The sequence below is a fragment of the Pseudomonas sp. S11P7 genome, assembly GCF_023195435.1.
Classification (GTDB): Bacteria; Pseudomonadota; Gammaproteobacteria; order Pseudomonadales; family Pseudomonadaceae; genus Aquipseudomonas; species Aquipseudomonas fluorescens_G.
This window is the reverse complement of the sequence record NZ_JALPKS020000002.1, coordinates 1,605,903-1,621,356: the sequence shown is the minus strand read 5'-3', so window position 1 is coordinate 1,621,356 and position 15,454 is coordinate 1,605,903. Positions and strand designations below refer to the sequence as shown.

13 protein-coding genes and 1 pseudogene are annotated in these 15,454 nt (G+C 62.6%); 8 read left to right on the top strand and 6 right to left on the bottom strand.

Features of this window, described 5'->3' with window-relative positions:
• Positions 1-24: 24 nt before the first annotated feature.
• Together M0746_RS07570 and M0746_RS07565 are read right to left on the bottom strand one after the other, a co-directional pair.
• The gene (locus tag M0746_RS07570; protein WP_208940590.1) at positions 25-570 is read right to left on the bottom strand and encodes a cytochrome b; all 546 of its coding nucleotides are present in this window, start codon (positions 568-570) and stop codon (positions 25-27) included.
• Positions 567-1,670 (bottom strand): catalase family peroxidase, encoded by a 1,104-nt coding sequence (locus tag M0746_RS07565; RefSeq protein WP_258448679.1) that lies wholly within the window; start codon positions 1,668-1,670, stop codon positions 567-569. Before M0746_RS07565 ends, M0746_RS07570 begins: the two co-directional genes overlap by 4 nt.
• A gap of 157 nt (positions 1,671-1,827) precedes the next feature.
• On the opposite strand from M0746_RS07565, the gene M0746_RS07560 reads away from it, so the two are divergent.
• From M0746_RS07560 to M0746_RS07545, 4 genes are all read left to right on the top strand, one after another.
• On the top strand, positions 1,828-2,334 hold the full coding sequence (locus M0746_RS07560) for an RNA polymerase sigma factor (RefSeq protein ID WP_258448678.1): 507 nt from the start codon (positions 1,828-1,830) through the stop codon (positions 2,332-2,334).
• Positions 2,331-3,086 (top strand): anti-sigma factor family protein, encoded by a 756-nt coding sequence (locus tag M0746_RS07555; RefSeq protein ID WP_258448677.1) that lies wholly within the window; start codon positions 2,331-2,333, stop codon positions 3,084-3,086. The genes M0746_RS07560 and M0746_RS07555 overlap by 4 nt, the downstream gene beginning before the upstream one ends.
• A gap of 98 nt (positions 3,087-3,184) precedes the next feature.
• The gene (gene zapE / locus M0746_RS07550; RefSeq protein ID WP_258448676.1) at positions 3,185-4,315 is read left to right on the top strand and encodes a cell division protein ZapE; all 1,131 of its coding nucleotides are present in this window, start codon (positions 3,185-3,187) and stop codon (positions 4,313-4,315) included.
• Positions 4,316-4,398: 83 nt separating this feature from the next.
• Positions 4,399-5,712, top strand: a complete 1,314-nt coding sequence (locus M0746_RS07545; protein ID WP_258448675.1) for a leucine-rich repeat-containing protein kinase family protein — start codon at positions 4,399-4,401, stop codon at positions 5,710-5,712.
• 113 nt (positions 5,713-5,825) lie between these two features.
• Here the strand turns inward: M0746_RS07545 and M0746_RS07540 are convergent, their stop codons facing one another.
• A complete protein-coding gene (locus M0746_RS07540) occupies positions 5,826-6,530 on the bottom strand; it encodes a YebC/PmpR family DNA-binding transcriptional regulator (protein WP_093100472.1) in 705 nt (234 codons plus the stop codon).
• Between the two features lie 222 nt (positions 6,531-6,752).
• Between M0746_RS07540 and M0746_RS07535 the strand changes: the two genes are divergently transcribed.
• Positions 6,753-8,150 carry a type VI secretion system Vgr family protein gene (locus M0746_RS07535; RefSeq protein ID WP_258448674.1) on the top strand — a complete coding sequence of 466 codons (1,398 nt, stop codon included), beginning with the start codon at positions 6,753-6,755 and terminating at the stop codon, positions 8,148-8,150.
• A 159-nt stretch (positions 8,151-8,309) separates the two neighbouring features.
• Here the strand turns inward: M0746_RS07535 and M0746_RS07530 are convergent, their stop codons facing one another.
• Complete coding sequence (locus tag M0746_RS07530; protein WP_258448673.1) at positions 8,310-9,170, bottom strand: LysR substrate-binding domain-containing protein; 861 nt, start codon at positions 9,168-9,170, stop codon at positions 8,310-8,312.
• A gap of 111 nt (positions 9,171-9,281) precedes the next feature.
• Here M0746_RS07530 and M0746_RS07525 point away from each other — a divergent pair, with 111 nt between their 5' ends.
• From M0746_RS07525 to M0746_RS07515, 3 genes and pseudogenes are all read left to right on the top strand, one after another.
• The gene (locus tag M0746_RS07525) at positions 9,282-10,391 is read left to right on the top strand and encodes a 2-aminoethylphosphonate--pyruvate transaminase (RefSeq protein WP_258448672.1); all 1,110 of its coding nucleotides are present in this window, start codon (positions 9,282-9,284) and stop codon (positions 10,389-10,391) included.
• Positions 10,392-10,535: 144 nt separating this feature from the next.
• A pseudogene (gene phnX / locus M0746_RS07520) lies at positions 10,536-11,364 on the top strand (phosphonoacetaldehyde hydrolase).
• Positions 11,365-11,551: 187 nt separating this feature from the next.
• Positions 11,552-12,100: a cytochrome b gene (locus tag M0746_RS07515; protein WP_258448671.1), complete on the top strand. Its 549-nt coding sequence runs from the start codon at positions 11,552-11,554 to the stop codon at positions 12,098-12,100.
• 3 nt (positions 12,101-12,103) lie between these two features.
• Here the strand turns inward: M0746_RS07515 and M0746_RS07510 are convergent, their stop codons facing one another.
• The gene (locus M0746_RS07510) at positions 12,104-13,060 is read right to left on the bottom strand and encodes a 1-aminocyclopropane-1-carboxylate deaminase/D-cysteine desulfhydrase (RefSeq protein ID WP_258448670.1); all 957 of its coding nucleotides are present in this window, start codon (positions 13,058-13,060) and stop codon (positions 12,104-12,106) included.
• A gap of 148 nt (positions 13,061-13,208) precedes the next feature.
• Complete coding sequence (locus M0746_RS07505) at positions 13,209-15,248, bottom strand: NADPH-dependent 2,4-dienoyl-CoA reductase (protein WP_258448669.1); 2,040 nt, start codon at positions 15,246-15,248, stop codon at positions 13,209-13,211.
• Positions 15,249-15,454 lie beyond the last annotated feature (206 nt).

Below are 15,454 nucleotides of genomic sequence, written 5' to 3'. Positions count from 1 at the left end.
CGACTCGATGCGCCACTCGGGCGATCAACTGCGATCGCGACCACGCAACATGCTGTCGAGCACTTCGTCGCGACGTATCCAGCCGTGAAACAGCGCCGCGGCCAGATGCACCAGCACCGTCAGAAACAGCAGATAAGCCAGATAGCCGTGCGCCTTGCGCAGCAGCGCGAACAACTGCGCATCAGCAGGCACGATCGAAGGCAATTGCAACGCGGTACCGAGCATCACCGGCTCGCCCGAGGCGCTGATCATCGCCCAGCCGAGCAACGGCAACACCAGCATCAATCCATACAGCAACCAATGCGACGCCTTGGCCGCCAGTGCTTGCCAATCCGGCAGATCCGCCGGCAAGGGCGGCTGACGCGTACTCCAGCGCACCAGCAGACGCACGATCACCAGCGCCAGAATGGCAATGCCCAGCGGCTTGTGCAGATGGATCAGCCATTCATGCCGTTCGGACACCGAGGTGACCATGCCGGCGCCAATAAACAGCATGGCGATGATCATCACGGCCATCAGCCAGTGCAGCAGCCGCGCCAGCAAAACGAAATGGGTCGGTTGAGCGCTCATGGGCGAGCCTCCTGTTTGGCGGCGGGCAACTGGCTGACTTCGCTGGTGCGGCGCAGGTAGGAATCAGCGTAACCGGCGGACCGCGCGGCGAGCAGCGGGTCGTCGGAACCCTGAATACCGGCCGGCAGCACCAGCGGATCGTAGTTGATGTCACGGCACTCGCCGCTCAGTTGCGGCTGGGTTTTCTCCAGCACCAGCGTGCCGGCGTTCAACACTTTGCGCTCGGCGGGCCAGTTCTTGCTGGCGTCGTTGACCGGATCCTCAGGATTGGCCAGGGTGATGTTCAACTGAAAACGCAGTGGACCGGATGCCAGGCGTTGCACCAGATCCTTTTCGAGAAAATCGCCGCCCTCAGGCGCAGTGGCACCGGCGGCATCGCGCGCAACCGGGGTCATGCTCCAGCGCACCGCCTGCTTCTTGCCGTTGCCGTCGACCAGATAAAACGCGTTGACGCTGTTATAGGTTTCGGTGGCGTAACTGGCCGACGGTTTGGCCGTCTTGATCCAGGTCAGAAAGGGTACGGCTTCCGGGTGCGCGGCGAAGAACGCCGGGACCTTCGTCGGGTCCGGTTTACCAGTGGCCGGGTCCGGCGACTGTGCCTGCTGCAACTGATAGAACGCCTCCGGCGTGCCGACCGGAAACACCGGCATGCTGTTCATGCCGGTGCGCCATTGTTGGCCATTGGCCTGGGTGAAGCGCAGCGCCAGACTGCGGATCGGCACGCTGCTGTCCGGCGCGTATGGGTTGCCCGACGGCAGTGCGAAACGTCCGACCACCGGGGTTTGCGCCTCGTTGAACACCTGCGCAGTGGAAAACGCGCGCGCCTCGCCGCTGCTCTCGAAATGGCCGATCACGCACACGCCTTTGCCGTGGTTACGGCGAAAGCCGGGATGCACGCCGTTGTTTTTTTCCAGTACATCGACCAGCGCTTTTGGCGTCAGGCGTTGTGGGTCAAGGTTGCCATGCACATAGGCAAACGCCCCGGCGACCGCGGCCACGACCACGGCGATGCCGCCCAGGCGCAACATCAGGCTTGCCGTAGACAAGGGTGGGCGCCGCGGTCCGCCGGGCGGTGTATCGGATGAAGAGCGAACAACCATGTAAGGCTCCAGGGCCAGTGGCCGCAATCAGGAAGAGTCAGCAAGACGCACCCCGTCGGGTTTTATTCCACGCCTCGGTATTTATTTTTCCGAACGTGGAATAACCTCCGGCGACGGACGTCTTCCTAGTCCACAGCGTAGTGAATGGCAGCACGTGATGAGCGAATTCGACGAACAATTGCGAGAGATCATTCCCAGATTGCGCCGCTTCGCCGTGTCACTGACACGCAACAGCAGCAGCGCCGACGATCTGGTCCAGGCCAGCCTGGAACGGGCATTGTCGAGTTGGGGCGAAAAACGCGCCGACGGCGACCTGCGCGCGTGGCTGTTTGCAATTCTGTACCGGCAGTTTCTCGACGCGCATCGCCGCTCTCGACGCTATGCGCGGATGCTCGAATTTTTTACCGGTCGCGATGACGCCGAACCGTCGGTGGAACGCACGGTGATCGCCCAGTCGACCCTGCAGGCCTTCGACCGCCTGCCCACCGAACAACGCGCGCTGCTGCTGATGGTCTCGGTCGAAGGCCTGTCCTATAAAGAGGTCGCCGAGATTCTTGGCACCCCGCTCGGCACCGTGATGTCGCGTTTGTCCCGCGCCCGCCAGGCCCTGCGCCAATTGAGCGACGGCGAAATCAGCAGCCCTTCTTTGCGGATACTCAAATGATCAGCCTGCCTCCCAATGAGCGTGACCTGCACGCCTACGTCGACCATCAACTCAGCGACGCCGACCGGCGTGTACTGGAAACCTGGCTGGCCAGCCACCCGGACGAAGCGGAACAGGTTCGCGCCTGGCAACACGATGCCCAGCAACTGCGCGCAGCCCTCAGCGGTGCGTTGCAGCAACCGGCCAATCCGGCCCTTGATCCGGCGCTGATTCGCCAGCGCCGCCAGCGTCAGTCACGGCGCCACCTGGCCAGTGCAGCGCTGCTGCTGATCGCCGTCAGCATCGGCGGTTTCAGTGGCTGGCAGGCGCGGGAGATGACCCTCGTGCGCGGCTCGGTATTACCGATGACCGACGCTTTGCAGGCCTATCGCCTGATCGCCCAGCAAGGCCTGCTTCCGGCCGATTATCAGGTCGACAATGACGGTGACATGCAGCGTTGGCTCGACCGTTATTTCAATCAGGCCAGCCGCTTGCCGGATCTTGCGGCGGCCGGGTTCGAACCGGTCAGCGGACGCCTGCTCAGCACCGATGAAGGGCCGGCGGCGATGGTCATGTATGAAGATCGCAGCGGTCACAAGGTGAGTTTCTACGTGCGCCCGCCGGGGCCGAAAAACACCTTTCTGCCACGCGGGCGGCGCAGTGACGGCGATCTGCAGGCCGAGTACTGGTCGGGTGGCGGCTACAACTATGCGATGGTCAGCCCGACGGATTCGCCGGCAGCGCCTTTGCTCAAACAATCGCAGCCCTTCTGAACGGAACATCGAGCGCGGTGGCCGATCGACTCGGCCTCTGGTTACACTGAGCCGCCGCGCTTCCGGGCGCCGGTTCAACGAACACGGAGACACCGCGATTGCCTGCCCCACCGTCGAAACGATCAAAACTGCTGGCGCGCTGGCCGGCATTGCGCCGCTGGCTCGGCAAGGGCGTTCCGGCCAGTGCCGGGCATGATGCCAACGCCCGATTGATCCGCGATCATTTTCGACACAAGGCCCACGAACAAGGCTATACCCTCAGTCACAGCCAGCAGCGCGTCATCGATTGCATGGCGCAGCAGGCCAGCCTGTTGCTCGGCACCGGCGCGCGTCAACCGCCGAGCCTGTATCTGTTCGGCGCGGTCGGACGCGGCAAGAGCTGGCTGCTCGACGGTTTCTTTCAGGCGCTGCCGATCACTCAGAAACGCCGCCTGCATTTCCATCAGTTCTTTGCGCAATTGCACGACGGCATGTTCCGCCATCGTGGGCAGGACGATGCGCTGGAGCTAACCCTCGATGAACTGCTGGAAGATTGTCGGGTGCTATGTTTCGACGAGTTCCATGTGCATGACATTGGTGATGCGATGCTCATCACCCGGCTGTTCAAGGCACTGTTCAAGCGGCAGATGCTGCTGTTGCTGACGTCCAATTACCCGCCCGAAGGCCTGCTGCCCAATCCGCTGTATCACGCGCGTTTCAAACCGGTGATCGAACTGATCCACGCGCGTATGCAGGTCATGGAAGTCGGCGGGCCGCATGACTACCGCAGCCAGCAGCGCCTGGTTGAGCATCAAGTCTTTACCCAAGGCCATTACGTGTGGCCAGGCACGCCCGCGCAACGCGCCGCCCTCGATCTACCGCCGACGGCGGCACCTGCCGTTGCGCTGAGTGTCGGCACCCGACAGTTACAGGCGCGGTTCTGCGCGAATCGGCGCGTCGACTTCACCTTCAACGACTTGTGCGAACAGCCGACCGCCGTCATGGATTATCTGGAGCTGTGCCGACGTTTCGATCATTGGGTCATCGAGGATTTGCCCGAGCTGGGCGAATGTCCGATCGCCACGCAGCAGCGCTTCATCAACCTGATCGACGTGCTTTACGACCAGGACAAGCACCTGACGCTGATCGGGCGACTACCACTGCGCGACAGCCTGGAAGGCCATGCCATCGATCTGGCCCGCACCCGCAGCCGCCTGGGACAATTGCAAGCAATGCACGACCCGCACTGACACACTGGGTTTCGTGGTGCTAAACCGCTTTGCCGTTATCATGTTGCCCCGCGCCGCTCCTCTATCAAAAGCGAACACCTACCATGCACACCCTTGCTCAATTGCGCGCCGGCGAACTGTCGGGCATTACTCGTCTGGATCTGTCTTGTGGCCTGACCGAGTTTCCGCGCGAGATTTTCGATCTGGCCGAGACCCTGGAAATCCTCAACCTCAGCGGCAACGCCTTGAGCCGTCTGCCGGATGATTTGCATCGCCTGACGCGCCTGCGCGTGCTGTTCTGCTCCGACAACCGGTTCACCGAACTGCCTGCCTGTCTCGGCCAATGCGCAGCGCTGACCATGATCGGTTTCAAGGCTAATCGCATCGCCAGCGTACCGGCCGCCGCCCTGCCGCCGCTGCTGCGCTGGCTGATTCTCACCGACAACTGCCTCGAACGTCTGCCGAACGAACTCGGTGAGCGCCCTGCCCTGCAGAAACTCATGCTCGCCGGCAATCGCTTGCAAGCGCTGCCGCCATCGCTGAGCCAATGCCATCGGCTGGAGCTGATCCGCATCGCCGCCAATCGTCTGACCGAGCTGCCGCAGTGGCTGCTGACCCTGCCGAGCCTGGCGTGGCTGGCCTACGCCGGCAATCCGCTGGAAACCGAGGCGGACGCTGCGGCGCTGCAGGCGACGCCGCAAATCGACTGGGCGGCACTGCGGCTGCAGCAGCGCCTGGGCGAAGGTGCCTCGGGGGTGATCTCGCGTGCGGACTGGCAACGTGTCGACGGATCGCTAACCCCGGTGGCGGTGAAACTGTACAAGGGCGAGATGACCAGCGACGGCTCGCCGTTGCACGAAATGAATGCCTGCATCACCGCCGGCCAGCATCCCAATCTGATCCGCATCGAGGGCCGCATCAGTGGCCACCCTGACGGCCAGCAAGGACTGGTGATGCAGTTGATCGATCCGTCGTTTGCCAACCTCGCCGACCTGCCAAGCCTTGATTCCTGCTCGCGCGATGTCTACGCCGCTGATCGCCGCTTAAGCGCCGAGGTTGCGCTGAACATCGCCAAAGGCATCGCCTCGGCGGCGCAGCATCTGCATCGTCAGGGCATTACTCATGGCGATCTGTATGGGCACAACATTCTGTTGAATCAGCGCGGCGACTGCCTGCTCGGGGATTTTGGGGCGGCGTCATTCCATGCCGTCGACGACAACCCGCAGACGCGCGCGCTGCAACGCATCGAGGTGCGTGCCTTCGGGATATTGCTCGGGGAATTGCTGGCGCGCATCGATAGCGGGCTGAGCGATCGGCAGCGGCTGGCGCTTGAGGTGCTGCAGGAGCGTTGCTGTCAGGCGGATGTGCTGGGGCGGCCGGGGTTCGGCGAGATCATAGAAGTGTTGGGGACATTGTGACCGCTGCGCGGTCAATCGCGAGCAGGCTCACTCCTACAGGGGATTTGTGTGGTTCGCAAATCCAGTGTGGGAGCTAGCCCTGCTAGCGATGGGGCCATCACTGACGAGGCCGATCAGCCCGCCAGACCGACGAACATATCCTGCACGTCGTCATGGTTGTCGAGGCCTTCGAGGAATGCTTCAACCTCGGCCATCTGCTCGTCACTCAGACCGCTGACCGGGTTCTTCGGCTGGTAGCCGAGCTTGGCCGAGAGCACGGTGAAGCCTTGCTCCGGCAGGGCTTTCTGCACGGCATCCAGATCGGTCGGATCGGTCAGGAACAACGTCGCGCCCTCTTCTCCCGGCTCGAAATCCTGCGCACCAGCCTCGATCGCGGCCATTTCCGGGTCCGCGTCCGGGCTCTCCGGCGCGGCTTCGATCATGCCGACATGGTTGAACATCCACGCCACCGAACCGGAAGCACCCAACTGGCCCTTGCGGAAGGCCACACGGATTTCGGCGACGGTGCGGTTGATGTTATCGGTCACGCACTCGACGATCAGCGGCACCTGGTGCGGGGCGAAACCTTCGTAGGTCACGCGATGGTATTGCACGGTCTCACCCAGCAGACCTGCGCCTTTCTTGATCGCGCGATCGAGGGTTTCTTTTGGCATCGAGGCTTTCTTGGCCTGTTCGACCACCAGACGCAAATGTGCGTTGGTGGCGGTATCGGCACCGTTGCGGGCAGCGATGGTGATTTCCTTCACCAGTTTGCCGAAGATCTTGCCCTTGGCGTTGGCAGCCGCTTCTTTGTGTTTAACCTTCCACTGTGCGCCCATTACTCACTCTCTTTGATCTGTGGCGCCGAGACATCTATTGGCCGACGCGTGGCGGCAAGTTTATACGGCCTAAACTCGGCAATCGACCAAAAAAACGCGATGCCGAATCGACAACTTCACCAGACCTTGTAGGGAGATTCTGAAAAACGTCTTTGACATGACCATTCCGCGCTGCGGTTTCGTACCCTCTGACTCCCGTATTGCCTGACAGAGCCTGTGCCAATGCTCAATGACAAGGAAAGTCCCTTCACCCTGACCCTGACCGAGAGCGGGCTGAGCCTGCCAGTGCTCGGTTTTGACGGCGAGGAAGCGCTCAACCAGCCTTATCGTTTCGATATTGAACTGATCGGCCTCGCCCCCGCCGTGACGCCGGGCATGTTTCTGCAGCAACCGGCCTTCCTGCGCCTGGACGAGCGGCACGGGATTCACGGCGTTATCGACCATGCCAGTTGCGAACATCGCGGTACGCACCGGATCGGTTATCGGTTGAGTCTGGTGCCGCACCTGCAACGGCTGGCACATCCGCCTAAACGACGGGTGTTCGTGCAGCTCAGCGTGCCGCAGATTGTCCATCAACTACTCGTTGAGAACGCCCTTGCCGCTGAGGATTACCGGATCGACATGACGGTCGGCCATTACCCGCTCCGGCCATTTTGCATCCAGTACGAAGAAAGCGATCTGGCACTGCTCGATCGGCTCTGCGAGGAGGAAGGCATTCACTACCACTTCGAACACCGCGCCAACGGCCACCTTGTGGTGTTCGCCGATGACAGCCTGAGTCTGCCGCAAACGCCGATCATGGTGCCGTTCAAAGTGTGCGAAGAAACGCCGTCGCCCTGCATCAGCGCGCTGTACCAGCATCATCACGCTGCGCCCATTGCCACGCTGCCGGCGGTGCGCGATCGAGGCCAGCCGGCCGGCAGCGACGTGGCGGCGAATCAGCGAATGGCCCATTTACCACCACCGATGGCTGCACTTGACCAGCGTCACCACGAACAGCGCAGCCGTCGGCATCTGCAACGCCAGCGCTGCCAGCACCGCACGATCAACGGCCGCAGCGACCGCAGCGGTTTGCTCAGTGGCGATCTGTTGCAGGTCTCGGCGCATCCGATCAGCCATTTCAACGAACAATGGCGGATCACGGCGATCCGTCATCGCGGGCAGCATCCATCGATTCTCGACCCGACCCCCAACGTGCATCGCTATCACAACGACTTTTGCGCGCAGCCGTGGTCGAGCGATTTTCGCCCGGCGCTCAAACAACCGCGGCCGAGCATAGCCGGGTTTCATCTGGCCCAAGTGCTGGGCACCCACGGGCAACCGGCGCAGCTGGACGAACAGGGCCGCGTCGCGGTCAGGCTCTGGCCGTCGGCGCAGGCACCGGCGACCGATAGCGACACGGTGTGGCTGCCCGTGGCCATGACGCGCACCCAGCGTCGCCTCACGGCGGATGATCTGCCCTGTGCCGGCAGTGAAGTGTGGGTGAGTTTTCTTGACGGCGATCCGGATCGACCGATCCTGTGCCTGGGCAATTCACCCGACCCGGCACCGCGCCCGCCACCGCCTGTGCGCGATAACGGCTTGTTGCTCGATTGGCTGCTCAATCGCGCCGAGCCGTGAGCCGCGCACTGTCAACTGGCGCTGCTGATCTGGACCGGCTGAGACTTGTGTAGTCGGCACTGGCCCTATCGCCAGCAGGCTAGCTCCCACTGGGAATTTGCGTCGTTCCAAAACCTTGTGGGAGCCAGCCTGCTGGCGGTTGCAGGCGCCACGGTCTGGTCAGGCCGGCGCCAGATCGAAAAACGCCTGAATCAAGCGCAACTCCCGCCGCCGCTCCATGCAGCCGATCATGTGCCTGTTCACCAGTCCTGCCCCGGCAAGCGCAATCGCCACCACCCGTGGGTCGTGGCTGACCTCCACCGAAGACACCACGCCCACGCCCAGGTCGGCGGCGACGGCTTCGGTCACCGCTTCGCGACTGTCGAGTTCCAGTAGCACGCGCGGCTGAATCGACGCCTGCGCGCAGGCCTGATCGAAGGTGCGCCGGGTAATCGAGCTCGGCTCACGCAACACCATGATCACCTGATCGAGTTCTTCGAGCGGCACTTCCCCGGCGCGCCGTGCCCACGGATGCCCGGCCGGCACCAGCGCGCAAATCCGCGATTCGCTCAGGCCTTGCAAATGCAGACCTTTGCGCGGCTCGACCTCGGTCAGCACCGCCACGTCCGCATGCTCGGACAACAATGCCGCCAAGGTTTCCTGCGCATTGCCCAGGCGCAGATTCACGGTAATGCCGGGATACCGCGCACGCAGGCTGGCGAGCATCGGCATGACCATGTGCGGGCCATCCGCTGCCACTTCCAGGCGACCGGTGAGCAATTGCCGGTTGGCTTCAAGCATCGTCTGCGCCTCTTCGGCCAGACCGAACATCGCGCGGGTGATCGCGGCGAGTCGGGTGCCCTCCTCGGTCAGCTCCACCCGTCGCGCGGTGCGCCGCAACAGGGTGATCTGGTAGTGCTCCTCCAGCGCCTTGATGTGCCCGGTGACCGCTGGCTGGCTGATGAACAAGCGCGCAGCGGCGCGGGTGAAGCTGCCTTCGCGGGCAACGGCGTCGAAGGCGCGCAGCTGGAACAGGTTCATGAATAACCCTCACTGATGGCTGGCATAACAACAAACAATTTGATTGATGCAACGGCGAATTGCAACGTATGCCCCGTAGCTTCATCCCCAGCGCAACCCGAGGACACCCGCATGAGTATCGCCGAACCCATCCTGCTCACTCCCGGCCCGTTGACCACTTCGGCCCGCACTCGCCAGGCGATGCTGGTCGACTGGGGCTCCTGGGATGACCGCTTCAATCAACTGACTGCCAGTCTGTGCGAGCAATTACTGACGATCCTCAACGGCGCCGCGACGCATCATTGCGTGCCGTTGCAGGGCAGCGGCACGTTTGCCGTCGAAGCGGCCATCGGCACGCTGGTGCCGCGTGATGGCAAGGTCCTGGTGTTGATCAACGGCGCCTATGGCAAGCGTCTGGCGAAAATCTGTGAAGTGCTCGGCCGCTCGTTCAGCACCTTCGAAACCGCTGAAGACGAACCGACCACCGCCGCCGACGTCGACCGTCTGCTGCGCGCCGACAGCTCGATCACCCACGTCGCGCTGATTCATTGCGAAACCAGCACCGGCATTCTCAACCCCTTGGCAGAGATCGCTGCAGTGGTTGCGCAGCACGGCAAACGCCTGATCATCGACGCCATGAGCTCGTTCGGCGCGCTACCGGTGGATGCGCAGAAGGTGCCGTTCGATGCGCTGATTGCGGCGTCCGGCAAATGCCTGGAAGGCGTGCCGGGGATGGGCTTTGTTTTCGCACGCAAAGAGTCGCTGGCCGCTGCCGCTGGCAATTCGCATTCATTGGCGATGGACCTGTTCGACCAGCACACCTACATGCAAAAGACCGGGCAATGGCGCTTCACCCCGCCGACTCACGTGGTCGCGGCGCTGCACGAAGCCTTGCAGCAATACAGCGAAGAAGGTGGCCTGCCGGCGCGGCACGCACGTTATGCGGCCAACTGCCAGGCACTGATGGAAGAGATGGGCAAACTCGGCCTGCGCAGTTTCCTGCCGGCAGCCATTCAGGCACCGATCATCGCCACGTTCCATGCACCGAAGGACCCGCGTTATCAATTCAAGGCGTTCTACGAGCGGGTCAAGGCCAAGGGTTACATCCTCTATCCGGGCAAATTGACCCAGGTGGAAACCTTCCGTGTCGGCTGCATCGGCCACGTCACCCCCGAGCAAATGCGCGAAGCCGTCGCGGCCGTCGGTGAGGTACTGCGCGAAATGGAAGTGCTCGATATCTGAACCACACACAAATCCCATGTGGGAGCGAGCCTGCTCGCGAAAGGGCCCTGACATTCGCCATTGACGTCGACTGAACCGACGCTTTCGCGAGCAGGCTCGCTCCACACATTTCGACTTCATTGCCACCACAGGATTTTGACCAACATGAACTACACCACCCCCACCAAACTGCAAGCCGCCATCCTCGACTGGGCCGGCACCGTGGTCGATTTCGGCTCGTTCGCGCCGACGCAGATTTTCGTCGAGGCGTTCGCCGAGTTCGACGTGCAAGTGTCCATCGAAGAAGCCCGGGGCCCGATGGGCATGGGCAAGTGGGACCACATCCGCACCCTGTGCGATCAACCGCAGGTCGCCGAGCGTTATCGCAAGGCATTCGGCCGCACGCCGACCGATGATGACGTGACCGCGATCTATAACCGCTTCATGCCGCTGCAGATCGAAAAAAATCGCCGAGCACTCGGCGCTGATTCCCGGCGCCCTGGAGACCATCGCCAGCCTGCGCGAGCAAGGGATCATGATTGGTTCCTGCTCGGGCTATCCGAAACAGGTGATGGACAAGGTGGTCGAACTGGCCGCGCGCAATGGTTATGTGGCCGACCATGTGGTCGCCACCGATGAAGTGCCGAACGGTCGCCCATGGCCGGCGCAAGCCCTGGCCAACGTTATTGCGCTGGGCATTGATGACGTGGCGGCCTGCGTGAAGATCGACGACACCGTGCCGGGCATTCTCGAAGGCCGCCGCGCCGGGATGTGGACCGTCGCGCTGATCTGCTCGGGCAATGCGCTGGGTCTGGATTACGACGGTTTCCGCGCTTTGGACAGCGACGAACTGGCCAGCGAGCGCAAGCGCATTCACGCGCTGTTCGCCGGTTCGCGCCCGCATTACATGATCGACACCATCAGCGACCTGCCCGAGGTGATCGCTGACATCAACCAGCGGCTGGCCAGGGGTGAAATGCCGCAATCGAGTTGATTCCCTCGGTTGTTGCCAGAAAAAAGCGCCACTGTCATCGCGACATTGGCGTTTTTTTATGCCCCGGACTGACGCAACGCAGGGAAAGTCCAGTCAGCCTCGGGCAATTGCGCCAAAGCGGATTACAGTTAACCCATGCCGTCATTCAGAACGGCCGTTGCGACCCTGATCCGTGAGGTAATCCCGAATGCCGTGGACAAGTTCCGAATCGCGCTACAGCACCGTCTCGGTTCTGCTGCACTGGCTGATGCTGGTGCTGTTGGTGCTGGTTTACGCCAGCATGGAGTTTCGCGGCCTGTTCCCCAAGGGCAGTGGCGGCCGCACGCTGATCCGTGAAATGCACTACCTGCTCGGGCTGACCGTGTTCGTGCTGGTGTGGTTTCGCCTGCTCGCACGCAGCCTCGGCCCGGCGCCGAACATCTTTCCGGCCTCCCCGGCCTGGCAAACGCTGCTGGCGCGGCTGATGCACTGGGCGTTGTACCTGTTCATGCTCAGCATGCCGATCCTCGGCTGGCTGATCACCAGCGCCGAGGGCCATCAGGTGATGTTTTACGGCTTCGATCTGCCGCTGCTGGTCGGCGAAGACAAGGCGTTCGCCAAACAGGTCGAAGGCTGGCATGTGCTGATCGCGACCATCGGTTACTGGCTGATCGGCCTGCATGCGCTGGCGGGCATTTATCACCATTACGTGGTGCGCGATAACACGCTACTGCGGATGATGCCCAGGCGCGGCTGAGCGTCAGCGGCCGGCGAGCATGGCGCGTCGGCCCTGCAAGCCACCGCTGTGCACGAACAGCAGCCGCGTGCCCGACGCAAACCGGCCAGCCTCGACCTGCTGCTTGAGCGCCAGCAAGGCTTTACCGGTGTACAGCGGCTCCAGCGGCACACCGCAGGCCTGCTCGGTCTGTTCGATGAACCTCAGCAAGGCCGGATCGACCCTGGCAAAACCGCCCCGGCTGGCATCGATCAAGGTGTAATCGGCGCTACCCTGCCCGGCCTGTTGCAGAATCGATTCGACCTGCGCTGCGACGCCATGATCTTCCGGCACTGCCAGCGCGCCATAGACGTGTCGCGCGCCGGCCTCGGCGAGCACCAGCCCGGCCAGCGTCGTGCCGGTGCCGCAGGCCAGCCACCAGGCGTGATAATCGCTCCAGCCCAGCGCCGTCAACTGCGCTAGCGCTTGCGTCCGAATCGCCGCACAGCCGCGTGCCCCGGCTAATCCCCCGCCGCCCTCCGGCACCGCATACAGCTGCGGATATTGCGCCTGCCAGGGTTGCCAGAATCCCGGCTCGTTACGGGCGCGATAGCCGCCGTAACCCAACCAGTGCAGTTGCATGCCGAACGCCTGCAAATCAGCCACTGTCGGCGTTTGCTGCGCATGTCCGCGCAACAGGCCCACAGTTTTGAATCCCAAGCCTTTGCCCGCCGCTGCCAGCGCATGCAGATGATTGGAATGCGCACCGCCGAGGCTGATGATGCCGTCGGCGCCGGCACGCTCGGCTGCTTTGAGGTGTTCGGTGAGTTTGAACCACTTGTTGCCGCTGATCAGCGGGTCAATCCGGTCGAGGCGCAGGATCGCCACTTCGATGCCGGCAGCGCTGAGCCAGTCCAGGCAGAGATGTTCGAGAGGGGCTTGGGGTAGCCAATTGGCGGGGGCAAAAACATGAATGCCGGCTCTGTTGCAAAGAGCCGGCATCTTAACAGCCAGGCGTTAAAAATCTGCCAGCGTACGCCAGTCCTGTGGGAGCGAGCCTGCTCGCGAAGGCGTCGTGTCAGTCGACAGTTGTATTGGCTGACACTCCGCTTTCGCGAGCAGGCTCGCTCCCACAGGTCCGGCGCTGAGCTTAAAGCTCAGCCGCCAGACGCGATCCCTGATTGATCGCGCGCTTGGCATCCAGCTCCGCCGCCACGTCAGCGCCACCGATCAAATGCACATTTTGCCCTGCCTCCACCAGGCCATCGTGCAACTCACGCAGCGGATCCTGCCCCGCGCAGATCACAATGTTGTCCACCGCCAGTACTTGCGGCTCAGCGGCCTCGCCGATGCGTATGTGCAGACCGTCGTCATCGATACCGAGGTATTCGACGCTGTTGAGCATCTGCACCTGCTTGTTCTTCAGACCGGTACGGTGAATCCAGCCGGTGGTTTTGCCGAGGCCATCGCCGACCTTGGTTTTCTTGCGCTGCAACAGGAACACTTCACGCGCCGGGGCATGCGGCGCGGCTTTGATCCCGGCAACACCACCGCGGGCCTCCAGCTGCGTATCGATGCCCCACTCCTTCCAGAATGCTGCACGATCCTGACTGGTCGCCACACCTTGGTGGACGAGGAATTCGGACACGTCGAAACCGATACCGCCAGCGCCGATGACCGCCACGCGTTTGCCCACTGGTTTACGCTCGAGAATCACGTCCAGGTAGCTCAGCACCTTGGCATGCTCGACACCCGGAATCGCCGGCACACGCGGAGCGATGCCGGTGGCGAGGATGATCTCGTCGTAGCCGCCCTCGACCAGTTTCGCCACATCGACGCGGGTGTTCAGGCACACCTCGACATGAGTGGTCTGCAACTTGCGCTTGAAGTAACGCAGGGTTTCGAAAAACTCTTCCTTGCCCGGCACGCGCTTGGCGATATTGAACTGGCCACCGATTTCGCTGGCCGAATCGAACAGCGTCACCTGGTGGCCACGCTCGGCAGCCACGGTCGCAGCGGACAAACCGGCAGGGCCGGCACCGACCACGGCGATTTTCTTGATCTGTTGCACAGGCAGGTAATTCAGCTCGGTTTCGTGACAGGCGCGCGGGTTGACCAGGCAACTGGTGAGCTTGCCGCCGAAGGTGTGGTCGAGGCACGCCTGGTTGCAGCCGATGCAAGTATTGATTTCGTCGGCGCGGCCTTCAGCGGCTTTATTGACGAAATCCGGATCGGCAAGGAACGGCCGCGCCATCGAGACCATATCGGCATCGCCTTCGGCGAGAATCTGCTCGGCGATTTCCGGGGTGTTGATGCGGTTGGTGGTGATCAGCGGAATGCTCACCGAGCCGCGCAACTTGGCCGTGACTTTACTGAACGCGGCGCGCGGCACTTTGGTGGCGATGGTCGGAATCCGCGCTTCGTGCCAGCCGATCCCGGTGTTGATAATGGTGGCGCCGGCCTGCTCGATGGCCTTTGCCAACGTGACGATTTCGTCCCAGGTGCTGCCGCCCTCGACCAGATCAAGCATCGACAGTCGGAAAATAATGATGAAGTTCGGGCCAACCGCTTCGCGCACCCGGCGCACGATTTCCACCGGCAGGCGCATGCGATTTTCGTAACTGCCGCCCCAACGGTCGGTGCGGTGGTTGGTGTGCGCGGCGAGGAACTGGTTAATGAAATAACCTTCCGAACCCATGATCTCGACGCCGTCGTACTCGGCAGTCTGCGCCAGCACCGAACAGGTGACGAAATCGCTGATCTGCTTCTCGATGCCTTCCTCGTCCAGCTCCTTGGGCTTGAACGGGTTGATCGGCGCCTGGATCGCACTCGGCGCGACCTGTTTCGGGCTGTAGGCATAACGGCCGGCGTGGAGAATCTGCATGCAGATCTTGCCGCCCGCCTCGTGTACCGCGCGGGTGACGATACGGTGCTTGAGCGCTTCCTCTTCGGTGGTCAGCTTGGCCGCGCCGGAGTACACGCCGCCCTCGTCGTTCGGGCCGATACCGCCGGTGACCATCAGGCCGACACCGCCACGCGCACGCTCGGCGAAGTACGCCGCCATGCGTTCGAACCCGCCCGGCTTTTCTTCCAGACCGGTGTGCATCGAGCCCATCAGGGTGCGGTTGCGCAGCGTGGTGAATCCCAGGTCCAGCGGGGCCAACAGGTGCGGGTAATGAGCGGCGGTCATCGGTAACTCCACAACGAGCGATCACGGAAAAGTTGCGGGCGCTCTGCGGCTCCCGTCAGTCATGCTCGACAGACTAAGAGCCGCCTCGCTGCGGCTCAATGACCGTAACTGACAACTTATTGATCCAAATGCGCAGCGCCCCTTGGCAATCGCCGCCATGCGCCCTACCCTAGTCGCCATACCCTGCACCCGGTCGTTGTTGGTTT